16 protein-coding genes are annotated in these 15,545 nt (G+C 68.8%); 6 read left to right on the top strand and 10 right to left on the bottom strand.

What is annotated here, in order from left to right; genetic code table 11:
* Positions 1–129: 129 nt before the first annotated feature.
* The 4 genes from ACEZHJ_RS06565 to ACEZHJ_RS06550 all read right to left on the bottom strand — a co-directional run bounded on the left by ACEZHJ_RS06565 (position 130) and on the right by ACEZHJ_RS06550 (position 5,016).
* Positions 130–486 carry a diacylglycerol kinase gene (locus ACEZHJ_RS06565; RefSeq protein WP_163142493.1) on the bottom strand — a complete coding sequence of 119 codons (357 nt, stop codon included), beginning with the start codon at positions 484–486 and terminating at the stop codon, positions 130–132.
* On the bottom strand, positions 483–2,630 hold the full coding sequence (locus ACEZHJ_RS06560; RefSeq protein WP_163142490.1) for a bifunctional DedA family/phosphatase PAP2 family protein: 2,148 nt from the start codon (positions 2,628–2,630) through the stop codon (positions 483–485). The genes ACEZHJ_RS06565 and ACEZHJ_RS06560 overlap by 4 nt, the downstream gene beginning before the upstream one ends.
* A gap of 691 nt (positions 2,631–3,321) precedes the next feature.
* Positions 3,322–3,639, bottom strand: coding sequence for an HPF/RaiA family ribosome-associated protein (locus ACEZHJ_RS06555; protein ID WP_018717119.1), 318 nt, complete (start codon positions 3,637–3,639; stop codon positions 3,322–3,324).
* Between the two features lie 69 nt (positions 3,640–3,708).
* Positions 3,709–5,016, bottom strand: a complete 1,308-nt coding sequence (locus ACEZHJ_RS06550; protein ID WP_375036355.1) for a pyridoxal phosphate-dependent aminotransferase — start codon at positions 5,014–5,016, stop codon at positions 3,709–3,711.
* Positions 5,017–5,122: 106 nt separating this feature from the next.
* Here ACEZHJ_RS06550 and ACEZHJ_RS06545 point away from each other — a divergent pair, with 106 nt between their 5' ends.
* Together ACEZHJ_RS06545 and ACEZHJ_RS06540 are read left to right on the top strand one after the other, a co-directional pair.
* On the top strand, positions 5,123–5,497 hold the full coding sequence (locus ACEZHJ_RS06545; protein ID WP_040409225.1) for a DUF423 domain-containing protein: 375 nt from the start codon (positions 5,123–5,125) through the stop codon (positions 5,495–5,497).
* Positions 5,498–5,569: 72 nt separating this feature from the next.
* Positions 5,570–7,174, top strand: coding sequence for a methyl-accepting chemotaxis protein (locus ACEZHJ_RS06540; protein WP_018717116.1), 1,605 nt, complete (start codon positions 5,570–5,572; stop codon positions 7,172–7,174).
* A gap of 101 nt (positions 7,175–7,275) precedes the next feature.
* Here ACEZHJ_RS06540 and ACEZHJ_RS06535 read toward each other — a convergent pair whose 3' ends face one another.
* From ACEZHJ_RS06535 to ACEZHJ_RS06510, 6 genes are all read right to left on the bottom strand, one after another.
* Positions 7,276–8,010 (bottom strand): DUF502 domain-containing protein, encoded by a 735-nt coding sequence (locus ACEZHJ_RS06535; RefSeq protein WP_018717115.1) that lies wholly within the window; start codon positions 8,008–8,010, stop codon positions 7,276–7,278.
* A 36-nt stretch (positions 8,011–8,046) separates the two neighbouring features.
* Entirely contained in the window at positions 8,047–9,312 is a 1,266-nt protein-coding gene (gene thiI, locus ACEZHJ_RS06530) for a tRNA uracil 4-sulfurtransferase ThiI (RefSeq protein ID WP_018717114.1), read from the bottom strand.
* Positions 9,313–9,547: 235 nt separating this feature from the next.
* On the bottom strand, positions 9,548–10,891 hold the full coding sequence (locus ACEZHJ_RS06525; RefSeq protein ID WP_018717113.1) for an ATP-binding protein: 1,344 nt from the start codon (positions 10,889–10,891) through the stop codon (positions 9,548–9,550).
* Positions 10,882–11,556 (bottom strand): response regulator transcription factor, encoded by a 675-nt coding sequence (locus ACEZHJ_RS06520; protein ID WP_018717112.1) that lies wholly within the window; start codon positions 11,554–11,556, stop codon positions 10,882–10,884. The genes ACEZHJ_RS06525 and ACEZHJ_RS06520 overlap by 10 nt, the downstream gene beginning before the upstream one ends.
* A 3-nt stretch (positions 11,557–11,559) precedes the next feature.
* Complete coding sequence (locus ACEZHJ_RS06515) at positions 11,560–11,811, bottom strand: PepSY domain-containing protein (RefSeq protein WP_018717111.1); 252 nt, start codon at positions 11,809–11,811, stop codon at positions 11,560–11,562.
* 2 nt (positions 11,812–11,813) lie between these two features.
* Positions 11,814–12,332: a glycine zipper 2TM domain-containing protein gene (locus ACEZHJ_RS06510; RefSeq protein ID WP_018717110.1), complete on the bottom strand. Its 519-nt coding sequence runs from the start codon at positions 12,330–12,332 to the stop codon at positions 11,814–11,816.
* A 138-nt stretch (positions 12,333–12,470) separates the two neighbouring features.
* Here ACEZHJ_RS06510 and ACEZHJ_RS06505 point away from each other — a divergent pair, with 138 nt between their 5' ends.
* Genes ACEZHJ_RS06505 through ACEZHJ_RS06490 form a run of 4 tightly spaced genes read left to right on the top strand, consistent with a single transcriptional unit; the run spans position 12,471 to position 15,527 of the window.
* The gene (locus ACEZHJ_RS06505; protein WP_018717109.1) at positions 12,471–12,968 is read left to right on the top strand and encodes a Fur family transcriptional regulator; all 498 of its coding nucleotides are present in this window, start codon (positions 12,471–12,473) and stop codon (positions 12,966–12,968) included.
* A 15-nt stretch (positions 12,969–12,983) separates the two neighbouring features.
* The gene (locus tag ACEZHJ_RS06500; RefSeq protein ID WP_375036354.1) at positions 12,984–13,940 is read left to right on the top strand and encodes a metal ABC transporter solute-binding protein, Zn/Mn family; all 957 of its coding nucleotides are present in this window, start codon (positions 12,984–12,986) and stop codon (positions 13,938–13,940) included.
* Positions 13,937–14,698, top strand: coding sequence for a metal ABC transporter ATP-binding protein (locus ACEZHJ_RS06495; RefSeq protein ID WP_018717107.1), 762 nt, complete (start codon positions 13,937–13,939; stop codon positions 14,696–14,698). Before ACEZHJ_RS06500 ends, ACEZHJ_RS06495 begins: the two co-directional genes overlap by 4 nt.
* On the top strand, positions 14,685–15,527 hold the full coding sequence (locus ACEZHJ_RS06490; RefSeq protein WP_040409223.1) for a metal ABC transporter permease: 843 nt from the start codon (positions 14,685–14,687) through the stop codon (positions 15,525–15,527). Before ACEZHJ_RS06495 ends, ACEZHJ_RS06490 begins: the two co-directional genes overlap by 14 nt.
* Positions 15,528–15,545: the final 18 nt, after the last annotated feature.

Raw genomic sequence — 15,545 nt, 5'->3', positions numbered from 1 at the left:
AGCGGGGGCCGCCGCCGGTGTCCTTTTCGGAACGCGAAAGGGCAGGGGCCGGCCGCACCGGGAGGGGCTGCGGAGTAGCGCTTCGTCGACAACGCAGTCCGGCGCATTCCCTGTCGAACCGCGGTGGCCCTAGGCGGCGAGCGTGGCGTACAGGGTGATCATCGCCACGATCGCTGCGCCGATGCTCATTACCAGCACCATTCCGGCGAGCATATCCTTTACCCTGCCCACGACCGGGTGCAGATCCGGGTGGAGGTGATCGGTCAGCGCCTCGATGGCCGAATTCACCAACTCTGCAACGAGTACCAACGCGACACACAGCACGATAAGTGCCCACCAGAATGCGGCCGGCCGAACGATGGAGAACACCACGAAGGTGACGGCGCCGAGAACGACCTGCGTGCGAAAGTTCTGTTCCCTATTCCATGCGAAACCGATGCCGGAGATGGCATGGCGTAGTTTTTTCGGGAATGACTGGTTTTTCATTGCCTCGACCTGTGAGCGCCACAAAGGGCTGCCGTATTGGTGCGGCCGCCCGGATCGAGCAGCCATAGCTGCCCCTGCGTAAAGAAGCGATCGCCCATCACATCGGAGCCTGTCATCAGGGCCATCAACGAGCGCTGGCATAACGTGAGCGGCTGCGCGGTGTGTTTGAGCGATTCGACGAATCGTTCGGTTGCGGCATCCACATCAGGCGAGACCGTGTGCAGAACGCCCCAGCGGACCCCGGTATATGTCCGCGCCACCCCCACGAAGATCGGTTCCGCACCGACACGGAAGGCGGTTTGCCATAGCCTGACGGTTACGACCGCCTTGCCCTGCGAGTTCTGGATCGGTCGTTCGAAAGCCAGATCGTTGACACGGTCGTTCCAGAGGGCCGGCGCGAGGGGAGCCGTGGTGTAGTCGAGCCCCTGTCGGGCGAGGCGCAGCAGGTTCGTTGGATCCGGACTGTCGGCGGAGAGCCAGCCTGCTCGGCCCAGAAGCGCGGACAGTTTGTCCGCGCCAGGCGTGACGATGGCAAAGGATAGCGGTTGTCCCGGTGTGCCGAGCACGGATGAGGTGTTGGTAAGTTTCCGCGCACGTAACATTTCGTCCAGAGGACGATTGACCTGGATGACTGTTTCCGCTGCGGGAACCGGGGCTGGCGGCGTGCGGGTGGCTGCATAGGTCACGAACCCAGCGGACGCGATGGCGATCACGCCGAAGGCCGAGGCCTTTCGGAATCGTTCGGTGGGTGCCCGCCAGTCGATCCTGCCGCCCGCAGTGAGCCATTCGGTCAGGGTGACGCCAGCGATCAGCCACAGTGCACCGACCAGGTAACCGGCCCAGACGTCACTCAAATAGTGCACGCCGAGCACGATGCGGCTGAGACCGATCAGGAGGATAACTCCGGCAGTCGCGAAGAACAGATTGACACGGGCCTTCCAGCGGGCCGCCGAGCGGATCAGCAGGTAGCCCAGGAAACCGTAGCAGGCGACGGCGATGGTGGCGTGCCCACTAGGGAAGGAATAGGAGGTCTCGAGCAGTACGGCCCCGGCCGGCCGTGGCCGCTCAAAGGCCAATTTGCCCAGGGTGGTGAAAGCCGTTGCTCCCAGGCTCGACATCAGCAACCCCGCAACCGCGTATTTCCGATTGACGAGCCAGAGCACCAGGCCGGTCGAGGCCAGCAGCGCGAAGACCACGGGCGGCTGACCGAGATCCGTTATCCACACGAACGGAGGAATAGCCGACGGTGTGCGAAAGGCGGCGACCAGTTGGGCTGTCGCATGATCGATTGCGACGATTGGATCGGAGGTGACGACGTCCTCGACGATGCCCGCGAACAGGGCCAGCACATAGGTAAACGCCAGGGCTGGAACCGTCAGCGGCAGGCCCGAAAAATGCCGGCGATCGAAACGATTCATCACGAGGCGGACGCTTCGTGGGTGGCGGCGTACCCAGCGCCGCACGTAGGCATTGCGAGCCAGGGCCGTCATTACCGAACGCGTGAGCGAAACCGCCACCCACCAGAGGTCGCGGCCCTTGCGCTTGATGAAGCGCTGCAGAAGCCAAAGCAGCGCCCACAAGAGCAGGACGGCCAGTAACGCCATACCGGCCCGCGACATCCAGGTCTGCGCAACCCTGAACGACTGCCCGAACAGATAGCCGCCGCCGACCCACTGCAGTCCCCATCCGACGGCGCCCAGCAGGTTCCAGAACAGGAACGTGCGATAGCGCATTCTCACGGTGCCTGCCACGAACGGCGCGATTTCCTTCACGCTAGGTATAAAGCGGCCGAGGAAAACGCTCCTGGCACCATGCCGGTCAAAAAAGCGGTGGGCCCGTTCAAAATGGCCGGGTGTCAGGAACCAGACGCCGTCACGTGCCCATTGGCTGCCGTAGCGCTCGCCCAGCCAGTAGTTGACGTTATCCCCCAGCACTGCGCCGGCGATGGCGAACAGCAGCAGGTCCCCGAAATCCAGGTAGCTGCCAGCCGCCATGCCTCCCAGCAACAGCAGGAGGGTAGAGCCGGGCAAAAACCATCCGGCCACGAGCGCCGTCTCCAGCAGCGCTGCGAAGAAGGCCACCCAGTAACCGAGCATGTGGAAGTGCTCGATGGATGGCAGGATGGCGTGGAACAATCGCTCCATCAAAGGATCCGTGCCCCCAATCACCAAGTGCTCGTGAGCAGGCGGTCAAGCCGCGAGCCTTCGCGGTAAAGGATGCGCACCATTATGGCAGCGATGATGCCGGTGGCCGCGCCACCCAGCACATCGCTCACGTATTGAGTCCCGGTGTACGCCTGCGGGAATGCGGTCAGCACCGTCGCCGCGAGCACAGCAAGACTGCGACGGTGAAAGCCGTGCCGCAGGAACGTGGCAGTGATGGCAAAGGCGGGCCTGCCGGTGTTCGTGTCCCTGAGCCGGGGGCTGATCCCGGGGCCGTGAGCGCTGTCCTCGTGAACATGATGCTGCCGGACGGGTGGGGCCCTGGGGCGTCGCTGACTGAGGGGCGGGATGCCGTTGGTGGCTACCTGTTGTGCACAGCGGGGAGCCGTCGTCGGCGCACGACTGCCCGGCGACCAGGGGTCCGGGGAAAACAACGTGAGAAACTAGCAACCCATTGTTTTTTAGGAAATTTAATAAGCTGGTGAAAAACCCGTCAATCTGACGCGAGGCCGCCCGCGTCAGGGGTTTGGGGACGGTCTCTACGGGTTTTGCACAGCGTTATCCACAGCTTTTGTGAACAACCGGTGACAGCCGCGTGACAGCGGCTGGAGGCGGGTATGGGGCCGCCGGCGGGAGGGCCGCCGGCGGCCGGTGCGATGGGTTTTTCCCGGACCTAACGATGTGGTCCCTCAGCCCGGGCGAAGCGGTGCTCCAGTGCCTTCTCCAGCTTCCTGGCGGCGTCGTGAGTCGCGGAGTAGGCGTCCGTCGCCTGCGACTCGACGACTACCGGATTCAGCCCGGAGGGATGAGCCTCCAGCGTGCATGTCGTATCGACGCCGCCCTTGCCGGCATTCACGTCCTTGAGGTAGGTCTCCACGCGGGTGACACGCTCACCGAAGCGGCGTTCCACGCCGGCGAGCTTGGCCCGGATATGATCCTCCAGCGCCGTGGATGTCTGCATGCCTTCGGCGGCGTTGACCTGAAGCTCCATTGTCGCCTCCTTTCCGGTTGTACCGCCGCCGGACGTGACGGCGCCGGCGCGGTTTTGCAAGGCCCCCGGTCAGCCCTTCAGCCAGGCCGCCATGCGGTCCGCGGCGGTTACCACCCTCGGGCAATAGCGCTGCAGGAAGTGCTCGTCGATCTCGGTGTGCTCCGCCGCGGCCGCCAGTGCCGGCCCCCCGTCGAAGTCCACGTAGGCGAGACGCATGGACAGCTCCCGGGCGGGCCGGCCGAAATTCGAGCCGGGCAGCACGGCGACGCCGGTATCCTCCAGCAGCGACTCGCACAGGGTGGCGCTGTCGGTGATACCCCGTGCCTCGAGCTGCGGGCGCAGTGCCTCGAAGCTCGGGAACAGGTAGAACCCGCCCTGGGCCGGCCGGCAGGCCGCGCCCGCCCCGGTGAGCGTGGCGTGGAAGCGCCGGGCCAGCGCACTCAGTATCCGGCGACTGTCGGCCAGGTAGCGCTCGAGCGCCGGGCCGCCGTCGAACGCGGTGGTGGCGGCGTACTGGATCGGTGCGCTGGTGGAGGTGAAGGTCTCGCTCGCCACCGCCGCCATGCCGTCGAGCAGCCAGCGCAGCTCCGAGGGAAAGGCGAAGGTGCCGAGCCGCCAGCCGCCGGCGCCGCACCACTTGGACAGGCCGTTGCTGATCACCGTGCCTTCCGGGTAGTAGCGGGCGATGGAGACGTGCCCGCCGTCGAAGTGGGTGCCGCTGTAGATCTCGTCGGCGAGCACCAGCACGCGATAACGGCGTGCGACCTCGGCGATCCCCTGGAGCTGCTCCGGCGAATAGGCCACACCGGTGGGGTTGCCCGGGTAGTTGAGGATGAGCAGGCGGGGCCGCTCCGGGTCGGCGGCACACAGCGATTCCAGTGCCTCCGCGCTCACGCCCATGCCGGCGCCGGGGTCGGTGGGCAGCCAGCGGATCTGGCGGCCGAGGATGTGCGCCTGCGGCGCGTAGGACACCCAGCTCGGCGTGGGGATGACCAGATCGCCGTAGTAGACGAGCTGGACGATGAACATCAGCTCTTTGGTACCCGGCCCCACGAGGATATTCTCCGGGGCGTAATCCAGTCCCTCCGTGCGCCGGAGATAGCCGGCGATGGCCTGGCGCAGCGCCGCCAGACCCTTGACCGGCAGATAGTCTTTCTCGTGGGCGTGCTCGCGCAGGGCGTCCACCACGAACTGCGGCACCGGGAACGGCGACTGTCCGAGGCCGAGGCGGTAAACCTCGCGGCCCTGGCGCTGCAGTTCGGCGGAACGTTCGTTGATCGCGAGGGTCGCCGAGGGGGAGAGGCCGCGGACATTGAGGTTCAGATGGACGTGGGGGGAGCGGGTCTCCCCGGGGCGGTGCGCGTCGGCGTCGGACACGGCTGGACTCCTGGAATGGTGGCCATTCACTACGTGTGTGCTAATTATTTTTGCGTAGTGTTTTTTAATGTGCAAATAGAGGATGCATTTTATGGCGGATAACGCGATGAGCGGTCGACTGCCCCTGGCCGCCGGCGCCGTGGCGGGGCTGCTCGGCGTGGCGCTCGGTGCCTTCGGCTCGCATGCGCTGCGCGACGTACTCAGTGCCGAGCGCATGGCCGTGTGGGAAACCGCGGTGCACTATCAGTTCGTTCACGCCCTCGCACTGGTGGCGGTCGCGGCGCTGCCCGGGGCCGTCGGTCGCTGCCGCCGGGGGGCGGTGGGATGCTTCGTGACCGGGTTGGTGCTCTTCCCCGGCAGCCTCTACCTGCTCTGCCTCACCGGGGTCGGGGCCTTCGGGGTGGTGACGCCGTTCGGCGGTATGGTCTGGCTGGTGGGTTGGGCGCTGCTGATCGCCGACGCCGTGTCCCGGCGGGGGTAAAGCATGGTTTCCCGACGCCGATAACCCGGGCGGAAGGTGACTGCTCGGTCATGAATCAAGGAAATGGGGGCGATGATGCAGGGACACTTCGGGCATGCGATCCAGCGGGTATTGCGGGGTGTCGGGTTGCGAACGCTGGGGCGCCAGTTCCTGGCCTCGTATGCCCTGATCGCGGTATTCGCCCTGGCCACCGTCGCCTCGCTCTATTTCAGCCTCGGATCGAGCGCCACCGCAGTGGATATCGCCGGGCGACAGCGCATGCTCAGCCAGCGGGTCGCGAAGGAGGCCGTGATGGCCGTGCAGGGCGTGGGCAGCCGTGAGGATGTCGAGAAGACCATCGCGCTGTTCGAGTCCTCTCACCGCAAGCTCCTGCAGGGGGATCCGGGGATGGGGATCGAGCCGGTGCAGGATCCGGCGATCCGCGATCAGCTCCGCGAGGTCCAGTCGCTGTGGCAGCGCTACCGCGGTGACATCCAGGCCTATCTGGACGAGCCCACGAACGACGGGCTCCAGGCCATCCACGAGCGTGCGCCGGTGGTGCTCCGCGAGATGAATGCCGGAGTGGGCATGATGGCGGAGGCATCCAACCAGGCGGTGCGCGAGCAGCAGTTCATCGCCGTGGGCACGGCTCTGGCGATCCTGCTTGTGGCTTTGCTGAGCTGGTTCGGCGGGGTCAATCCGCTGATGCAGCGTATCGAGCGCCTGCGCGGCCGGTTGTGGTCGGTGGGTGACGGCGATTTCTCGCGGCCGCTGGAGGTCGAGTACGAGGACAACGAGCTCGGTCACATGTACACCGCCTACAACCGCATGCTCGAACAGGTCGGCGAGATCGTGCAGGGGGTCCACGGCACTGTGCGCCGGGTGAGCGAGAACGCCGAGACCATCGCCGCGGCGCTGCAGCGCACCGAGGGCGACGTCGGCCGGCAGCACAGCGATATCGACCAGGTGGCGACGGCGGTCAACGAGATGGCCTCGACGGTTCAGGAGGTCGCGCGGAGCACCAATCAGGCCGCCGAGGCTGCCGGTGAGGCGGACGGTGAGGCGCGCAATGGCCAGCAGATCGGCCGGCGCACGGTGGAGAGTATCGAGGCACTCGCGGGCCAGGTCGAGCAGGCCGGAACGGCCATGGACAAGCTCGCCACGGACAGCCAGGAGGTGGGACAGGTCCTGGAGGTGATCCGCGGCATCTCCGAGCAGACCAACCTGCTTGCGCTCAACGCCGCCATCGAGGCGGCCCGTGCCGGCGAGCAGGGCCGCGGCTTCGCGGTGGTGGCGGAGGAGGTGCGCACGCTCGCACGGCGCACGCAGGATTCCACCGAGGAGGTCCGGCAGATCATCGAGCGTCTCCAGAGCCAGGCGCAGGAGGCCTCCGAGGTGATCGCCCGCAGCCGGGAGAACGCACGCACCGGACTCGCCCAGACCAACGAGGCCGGCACCGCGCTGGATGGCATCGTCCACGCGGTGGGTACGATCACCGACATGAACAGCCAGATCGCCACCGGCGCCGAGGAGCAGAGCCACGTCGCCGAGGAGATCGACCAGAACATCTCCCGCATAGCGGAGGTCTCCGACCAGACCGCGCGTGCGGCGCGGGAGAACGTGCAGGCAATGGAGGAGATCCGCCGCGAAGTCGGCGAGCTCCAGACGCTGGTCATGGACCTGCGTACGGGGACCTGACCGTCGGGCCGTAAGCGCGGCGGTCCCCGTGCCATCGCCGGGGCCGCTGTCCCGCCTTGCCGGCGGATCGTGCCGATGCCGGGACCGGCGCCGGCCGGCGGTCAGCGCTCCTGCGCGGGACGGTCCTCCCTGTCCGTGTCTTCCGCCCGGTCCGCCGACCTGGCGAACTCCTCCGGGAGTTCACCGTGATCGTGATAGTCGATGTACTCCGGGGAGACGGTGCCGCCGGAGATCACGAAGCTCATGGCCTGGTCCATGGTCCAGTCCGTGGAGGTAATGAACTCCAGCGGCACCAGCTCCAGGTAGCCGGAGGTGGGGTTGGGCGTGGTGGGGACGTAGACCGCCGCGATCCGGTCGCCGGTGCGGCGGTCGGTGAGCACCCGGGTGACGAAGCCGACGGTCTTCATGTCCCGGTGGGGGAAGGCGATGAGCACCACCCGCTGGACCTCGTCGGGCTGCTGCTGGAGCGCGCCGAGCAGCGCCTTGGTGGCGCCGTAGAGCTTCTTCACCAGCGGGATGTGATTGATCAGGCCGTCGAATCCCTCGATGATCCGCCGGCCCACGACACGACTGGTGGCCCAGCCGAGCAGCAGCAGCCCGAGCAGGGTGAGCAGCAGACCGACGGCGTTCTCGAATGCCGGCGTGACCATGATCGCCGCCACGTCCGGCGAGTACGGGCTCACCAGGCTCGCCAGCGTCACCACCCACGGCTGACCGAAATCGGACAGCCGCTGGGCGACGAAACGGAAGGTCACCCAGGTGATCCAGATGGGGATCACCGTGAGAACGCCGGCGAGGAAGTAGTTCCGGATGCGCCCGGCTAGGTTTGCGCTCATGCCTGCCCGGGGGTTGCCGTGGTGCTCTCCCCGAGATTACCCCGCATCGCTCAACGAGGACAGAGCGGGCTCGACGCCGGTGAGCCGCCCGGTCTCGAAGGTGAGCATCAGTGCGTCCGCCAGACTGGACTCGATAAGCCCGTCGTAGTCGGGGAACAATCGCGTCTCGAGCGCCTCCAGCCGGGTGTGGCGGGATTTCGTCTGCGGGTTGCGGCTGAGCAGCGCGCAGCAGTCCTTGTACTGCTCCGTGCCCATGTCGAAGGTACCGATGTCGCGGGCACGCTCGATGATCTCGTGCTTGTCCAGCCCCACCAGCGGGCGGAGGATCGGGACCGTGCCCGCCTGGGAGGTGGAGACCATGTTCGCGAGCGTCTGCGAGGCGACCTGGCCGAGGCTGTCGCCGCTGACCAGCGCGCTGGCGTGCAGGTTCGCGGCGACGTGCTCGGCGAGCCGGGTCATGAAGCGCCGGAAGAGGATCATGTCGTAGCCCTGGCTGTCCTGCCCGGTGAGAGCCAGGTCGAAGTGGGTATAGGGCACGAGCAGCAGCCGCGAGCGCAGGGTGAAGCGGCTCAGGTGCGCGGCGATGCGGGCGACGAGGTTGTTCCCGGCGTCTTCCGGGCGCAGGTGCGTGGCCGTCATGTGCAGGAAGTCCACACGGCAGCCGCGCTTGGCCATCATCCAGGCGGCCACCGGGGAGTCCATGCCGCCGGAGAGCAGCGAGAGCACGTGTCCGCCGGAGAATACCGGCAGGCCGCCCGGCCCACGCCGGCGGTCATGGTAGACGTAGACGCCCTCGGGGTAGATATCCACGTGGATGGCGCGGTCCGGCCGGCGCAGGTCCACGTGCTGCCAGCTCGTGGTCTCGATGATGCGTGCGCCGAGGCGTCGGGCGAACGCCTCGGAAGTCAGTGGGAAGCCCTTGTCCGCGCGGTTGACGCGCACGGCGAAGCTCCTGCCCTTCGCCGGCTCCGCCGCCTGGGCGAGGGCTGCGGATTCGATGGCGTCCACGTCCGGGCCGTCGCCGCCGGCATAGAGGGCGTCGCGGGGGAAGAACACCGCCGGCGCGAAGGTTGCGACGCCGGCGGTCTCGCCGACCGCCTCCAGCGCGCGTTCCAGCGCGGCGGCGTTCGGGTCGCGGGGATGGACGGTGATGCGGTCGCGGCCGCGGTGCACCTCCCAGTCCAGGCCCTCGCTCTGGAGGCGGATCTTGATGTTGCGCTTGAGCCGGCTCTCGAAGTCGCGGCGGTTCCGCCCCTTCAGGGCCACCTCGGCGTAGTGCACGAGTATGCGGTTGCAGTTCATTGCGGTCCGGGTCGGGGTTCGACAGGGGCACGTATTCTATGCGTTAACCCGGCCCTCTGTCGTCCACCGTCGCCCGCCACGCACAGGAGGCAGTGCCGGCGCTGCATCCGGAGGCCAGGGATACCGCGCTGTCCGGCATCGTTCCAGGCCCGGGACCCGCGGTCCGGGGGCTCACGCCGGCCGACAGTGGCGCGTCGTCGCCCGGAACGGCGGCCACATCCCCTGGCGGCCGGGGTCAGCCGTCCTCACCGCCGGGCAGGATGAGGGTCACGCGGGTGCCTCCCAGTTCCGGGGCCCCGTCCAGTGCCAGCGTGCCGCCGGCCTGTCCAGCGAGCTCGCGGACCACCGCAAGACCAATGCCCTGGCCGTCGCCGCCGGTGTCCAGACGCCGGCCGCGGGTGAGCGCGGCCTCGCGCACGTCAGCGGCGATGCCCGGGCCGTTGTCATCCACGTCGATACGGATGCGCCGCCCGCCGCCGTCGTCCGCGGCGGTGACGGCAACGTGGCCGGCGCCGTAGCGCCAGGCGTTGTCCAGGATGTTGCCGAGCATCTCCATGAGGTCGTCTTCGGTGCCGGCATACCAGAGGCCGTCGGGGCAGTGCACCTGCAGCTCGACGTCGCGCTCCAGCCGGGCATGGTGCAGCGCCCGGGCGAGGCGGTGGATCACGGGCGCCACCGCCGTGCGGCCGCCACCTTCCAGCCGCCCTGCGCCGCTGCGGCGCACGTGGTACTCGATCTGTCGGTCGATGCGGGTGATCTGCTCGGCAGCGGCGTCCAGGTCCGCCGGTGTGCGGCTGGCCAGGGCGCCGCGTATCACCGCGAGCGGGGTCTTCAGGCTGTGGGCGAGATTGTCCAGGGTCTCGCGGTAGCGCCGCGTGCGCTCGCGCTCGCCGTCGGCGAGGCGGTTGATGTTGTCCGTGAGCACGGCGATCTCCCGCGGGTGATGGCCGCCGAGGCGGTCACGCCAGCCGCGGTGCATGGCGTCGACTTCGGCGGTGACCCGCCGCAGCGGCGCGAGGCCCCAGCGCAGGGTCAGCCACAGGGCGAGCAGCAGCCCGGCACAGCCCACACTCATCCAGGCCCAGAGGGTGCGGCGGAAACCGGCGATGCTGGCGCGATAGGCCTCGTCCCCGGCGATCAGGGTGATGCTGAAGCGCCGGGTGGGGCCGGATAGCGGCTCCCAGGACACGCCGTAGTCCATGCGGAAGCGCCCGTCACTGTGCCGGAACCGGACCGTGCCGGGGGTGACCCACTCCGGGGCCGGCAGGGACTGGCCGATCGCGGAGCGCGAGTGCCAGACCTGGCCTCCCTCCGGCGTGAGCACCCACGCATACAGCCCGGAGCCCGGGCGGGCGAACCGGGGCTCCGGCAGGCTGGCTCCGGGGCGTATGCCTTTCTCGCCCACGCGCATGGCCGCGAGCAGGGTATGGACCTGGCCACGCAGGCGGTCGCGCTCGGCGGCGATCGCGCTGCGGCGGAACGCCTGCTCCAGGCCGGTCGCTGCGAGCAGGGTGAATGCCACGGTAACGATGCCGGCGGTGACCAGCAGCCGTCTGTGGAGTGAGGCCGTTACCGCCACGGCGCGAGCCGGTAGCCCTGGCCGCGCAGGGTCTCTATGGGCTGCCAGCGCCGGTGCGGATCGAGCTTGCGGCGCAGGCGGCGGACGAAGACCTCGAGGACGTTGGAGTCGCGCTGGTCGTCGTCGGCGTAGAGGTGCTCCATGAGCTGTGTCTTCGACAGCACCTCGCCGGGGTGGTGCATGAGGTAGGCGAGAAGGCGGTACTCGAACGCCGTGAGGGTGATCGGTTCGCCGTCCAAGTGAACCTCCGAGGTGCGCGTGTCCAGCGTGATCGGGCCGTGGTTGAGCACCGGACTGGCCCACCCCCCGGCACGGCGCAGCAGTGCCTGCACCCGGGCGAGGAGTTCGGGCATCTCGAAGGGCTTGACGAGGTAGTCGTCGGCGCCGGCCTCGAGGCCGGTGACCTTTTCCTGCCAGCGGCTCCGGGCGGTGAGGATGAGCACCGGGTAGCGCCGGCCGGCGGCACGGACACGGCGGATGAGCTCCAGGCCGTCGGGGCCGGGTAGTCCCAGGTCCACGATGGCGACGTCCACGGGGTAGTCCAGGGCCATGTACACGCCCTCGTCGCCGTCGCCGGCCTCATCGACGACGAAGCCCGCCCCGCTCAGGGCGTCCGCGACCTCGCGGCGCAGCCGGATCTCGTCCTCGATGACCAGCGCGCGCACCGTTCAGCGCCTCCGTCCGGCCGGAACCTCGATCACCCGGACCCGCCCCTCGCCGAGAAGCACGCGCATGCGATAGACCTGCTGGCCGTCGGCGCGGGTGCGTGTCTCCACGGAGATCACCTGCCCGCCGGTGCGCCGCTCCACCTGGCGGACCGCCTGGTCGCGGCCGTCAGCGGCGCGGGCGGCGTGAACCGGCGCGGCGGTCGTGCAGACCGCCGCGGCGAGCAGGGCGAACAGGGCGAGACGGGATGCCATGGCTACTCCAAGGGCGTCACATCCAGCCGCACGCGAACGCGTCGGCCCGGATCGTGGTCCATGCGGGTGACATACTCCTCGCCATGATAGCGGTAATGCACACGGTAGCCGATGGTGCGGGTCTCGTAGTGGGTCTCCTCGACGGTCTCGCAGCGGCGTTCGCGCCGGCTGCCGCCATAGCGGTGCTCGTCCCGGCCGGCGATCCCGCGGCCGATCCCGGCGCCGAGGATGGTGCCGGCCACGGTGGCCACGCGCCGGCCGTCGCCGCCGCCGACCTGGTTGCCGAGGACGCCACCGACGATACCGCCGATGACCAGCCCGGCGGTGTCGTTGCCCCGACGAGGCTCGCGGTAGCGCACGGTCTCGTACCAGCACTCCTCCCGGGGTGTGCTCACTTCCACCGTCCGGGTCAGCGGCTCGACGTGGGTGACCCGGGCGTAATCGTCGTGCCCGCCCCGGGCGAGCGCCGGGGCGCTGGCCACGGAGAGGGCGAGGGCGATGGCGGGGATGCGGTAGTGCATGACGGACGCCTCCTGAATGGTGATCGTGGCCGCGAGTCTGAACGGGGTGAGCTGAACGGTGCCTGAATGGAGACGGGTATGGTGGGCGTGGAATCGATATGTAATGATATAACGGTATCGGAACGCGGGGAGTCCGCAATGAGTGAGTCCGTACTGATGGCGTTTCCCGCCGAAGGACACGATCACCGCGACTGCGTGGCGACGGCCCTCGCCGCGGCGGAGCGGCTGTGCCGGGAGCAGGGGGCGCGGCTGACGCCACAGCGCCGGCGGGTGCTGGAGCTGGTCTGGCGCGGTCACCGCCCCGCCAAGGCCTACGAGCTCATGCAGGCGCTCGCGGAGGGCGAGCGGCCGGTGGCGCCGCCCACGGTCTACCGGGCGCTGGATTTCCTCATGGAGGCGGGGCTGGTGCACCGGCTCGCCTCGCTCAACGCGTTTGTCGGCTGTGCCGCGCCGGAGCATCCCCACGCGGGGCATTTCCTGATCTGCACGCGCTGCGAGCGCGTCGCGGAGCTGGATGCCCCGGATGTGGACGAGCTGCTGGGCGAGCGTGCCGCCGAGCAGGGCTTCGCCCTGGAGCACGAGACCATCGAGCTGGCGGGCGTGTGTGCCGCCTGCCGGCAGTCCCAACCAGCGTAATCCTTGGAGTCGACCATGTTGCGACGACAGCTCGCCCGTTGCGTCCTCGTCCTGGCCGCCGTGCTCGCCTGGCCGGCGGCGGCCCCCGCGGCGGAGGCGCCAATGCAGGTGTACACCAGCGTGATCCCGGTGAAGACGCTGGTCGAGGCCGTCGGCGGGGACCGCGTGGCCGTTACCGCCCTGGTGCAGCCGGGGCAGAGCCCGGCGACCTTCGATCCCGGTCCGCGGACGCTGGCGTCCCTGGAGGGCACCGAGGTCTATTTCCGCGTCGGCGTGCCCTTCGAGCGCTCCTGGATGGCGCGTCTGCGTGCCGCCGCCCCGCGCATGTCGGTCGCGGACCTGCGCGATGACGTCAAGCTCCGGGCGATCGGCGCCCATGCCCACGAGCATAGTGACGAGGCGAATGCTGCGGACGATCTCGCCGGCCTGTCGCCGGACGTGGCGAAGGTCGTGGACGCCATGGGGGAGGGCCGTGTGCCGCGCGAGGTGGCGGATCCCCACCTCTGGACCAGCCCGGCCAACGCGGTACCGATGGTCAAGCGGATACGCGATGCGCTGACCCGCGAGGACCCCGCCCACCGGGCGGAATACGAGCAGCGTGCCGCCGACTATATCGAGCGTCTCAATGCCCTGGACAAGCGCATCGCCGAGCGCCTCGCGCCGCTGAAGGGGCGCCGCTTTGTGGTCTTCCATCCGGCGTGGGGATATTTTGCGGACCGCTACGGGCTGGTGCAGCTCGCCATAGAGGCGGACGGCAAGAGCCCGGGGGGATCGGAGCTGGACAAGCTCATCGAGGAGATCCGCGGGCTGGACGTCTCCGCGGTGTTCGTCCAGGACCAGTTCAGCCAGCGCAGTGCCCGGACCATTGCCGACGCGCTGGGGATCAAGGTGGTGAGTATCGATCCGCTGGCCGCGGACTACATCGACAACCTCGACCGCGTCAGCCAGCGTATCGCCGAGGCGCTGCAGTGACGCCAGCCGTCGAGCTCGAAGGCGTCACCGCCGGCTACGACGGCTACGTCGCCATCCGGGACGTCACCCTGAGCGTCTCCGACGGCGAGTTTCTCGGCCTGGTCGGACCCAACGGCAGCGGCAAGAGCACGCTGCTCAAGGTGGTGCTGGGGCTGATCCGCCCCTCGGCCGGCAGGGTTCGGGTGCTCGGCACGTCGCCGGCGCGGGCGCGCCGGCACGTGGGCTACGTCCCGCAGTACGCCGCGTTCACCCGCAGTTTCCCGATCACCGTGGCGGACGTGGTCCGCTCCGCCACCCTGCGGCCCTGGCAGCCGTGGCCGCGTTACCGCGCGGAGCAGCGGGCCGCCGCCGATGCCGCCATGGCGGAGGTGGAGGTGGACGCCCTTGCCGGGCGCACGGTGGACCAGCTCTCCGGCGGCCAGCTCCAGCGGGTGCTCATTGCCCGCGCGCTGGCGGTGCGCCCGGCCCTGCTGCTCCTCGACGAACCCACGGCGAGCGTCGACCCCCGGGCCGAGCGGGCGTTCTTCGAGCTGCTGCGGCGGCTCAACGAGCGCATGACCATCGTGGTGGTCAGCCACGACATCGCCTTCGTCAGCGAGTACGTCTCCCATGTGGCCTGCATCAACCGCGAGCTCGTCTGCCATACCGCCGAGCCCCTGGGGCCCGGGGTGCTGGAGCGCCTCTACGGGCACCCGGTGCGGTTCGTCGACCATGCCCATGTCGATCACGTCCATGGGGGTGGTCATGGCGTTCATTGAGGCGCTGCTGCGCCAGGGCTTCCTTCAGCATGCGGCGATCGGTATCGCCCTGGCGTCGGTCGCCTCCGGGCTGATCGGGCCGTTCGTGGTGGTGCGCCGCATCGGCTATCTCGCCGGCGGCATCGCCCACTCCGTGCTCGGCGGCATGGGCGTGGCGTGGTATTTCGGCGCCAGCCCGCTGGCCGGCGCACTGGTGGCCGCGTTGCTTGCGGCGTTGATTGTCGGCTGGGTGAACCTGCGTTTCCGCGCCCACGAGGACATGCTCATCAGCGCCCTGTGGTCCGGCGGCATGGCGGTGGGGATCGTGTTCATCTCCCAGACCGAGGGCTACCGCGCCGACCTCTTCGGCTACCTGTTCGGCAATATCCTGCTCGTGGACGCGCCCACGCTGTGGCTCATGGCGGGGCTGGACGTGCTCATGCTCACGGTGCTGATGCTTTTCTACCGCCAGTTCACCGCGGTGTGCTTCGACGCCGAGTTCGCTCGCCTGCGCGGTGTCCCCGTGCCCTTCTTCCATATCCTGCTCCTGTGCCTCGTGGCGGTGACCGTGGTGATCCTGGTACAGGTCTCCGGGCTGATCCTGCTGATCGCGCTGCTCAGCCTGCCGGCGGCCACGGCGGGCGACTGGGTGCGTTCGCTGGGCTCGATGATGCTGCTCGCGGCGGGGATCGCGGCAGGCACCGGCTATCTCGGTCTCGCCCTGGCGTGGCAGCCCGACTGGCCCGCCGGCGCGACCATCGTGCTCACCCTGTGCGGGGTCTACGTCCTGTCCCTGGCGGCGCGTCTGTGGCGCGAGCGTCGCCACAGGGGGTCAGAGCGAGCGGCCTGACACCGGGGATTCCGCTAT

Source organism: Arhodomonas sp. KWT2 (genome assembly GCF_041949875.1).
Lineage (GTDB): Bacteria > Pseudomonadota > Gammaproteobacteria > Nitrococcales > Nitrococcaceae > Arhodomonas > Arhodomonas aquaeolei.
The sequence above is the reverse complement of the archived record's forward strand: the minus strand, read 5'-3'. Positions and strand labels throughout refer to the sequence as shown.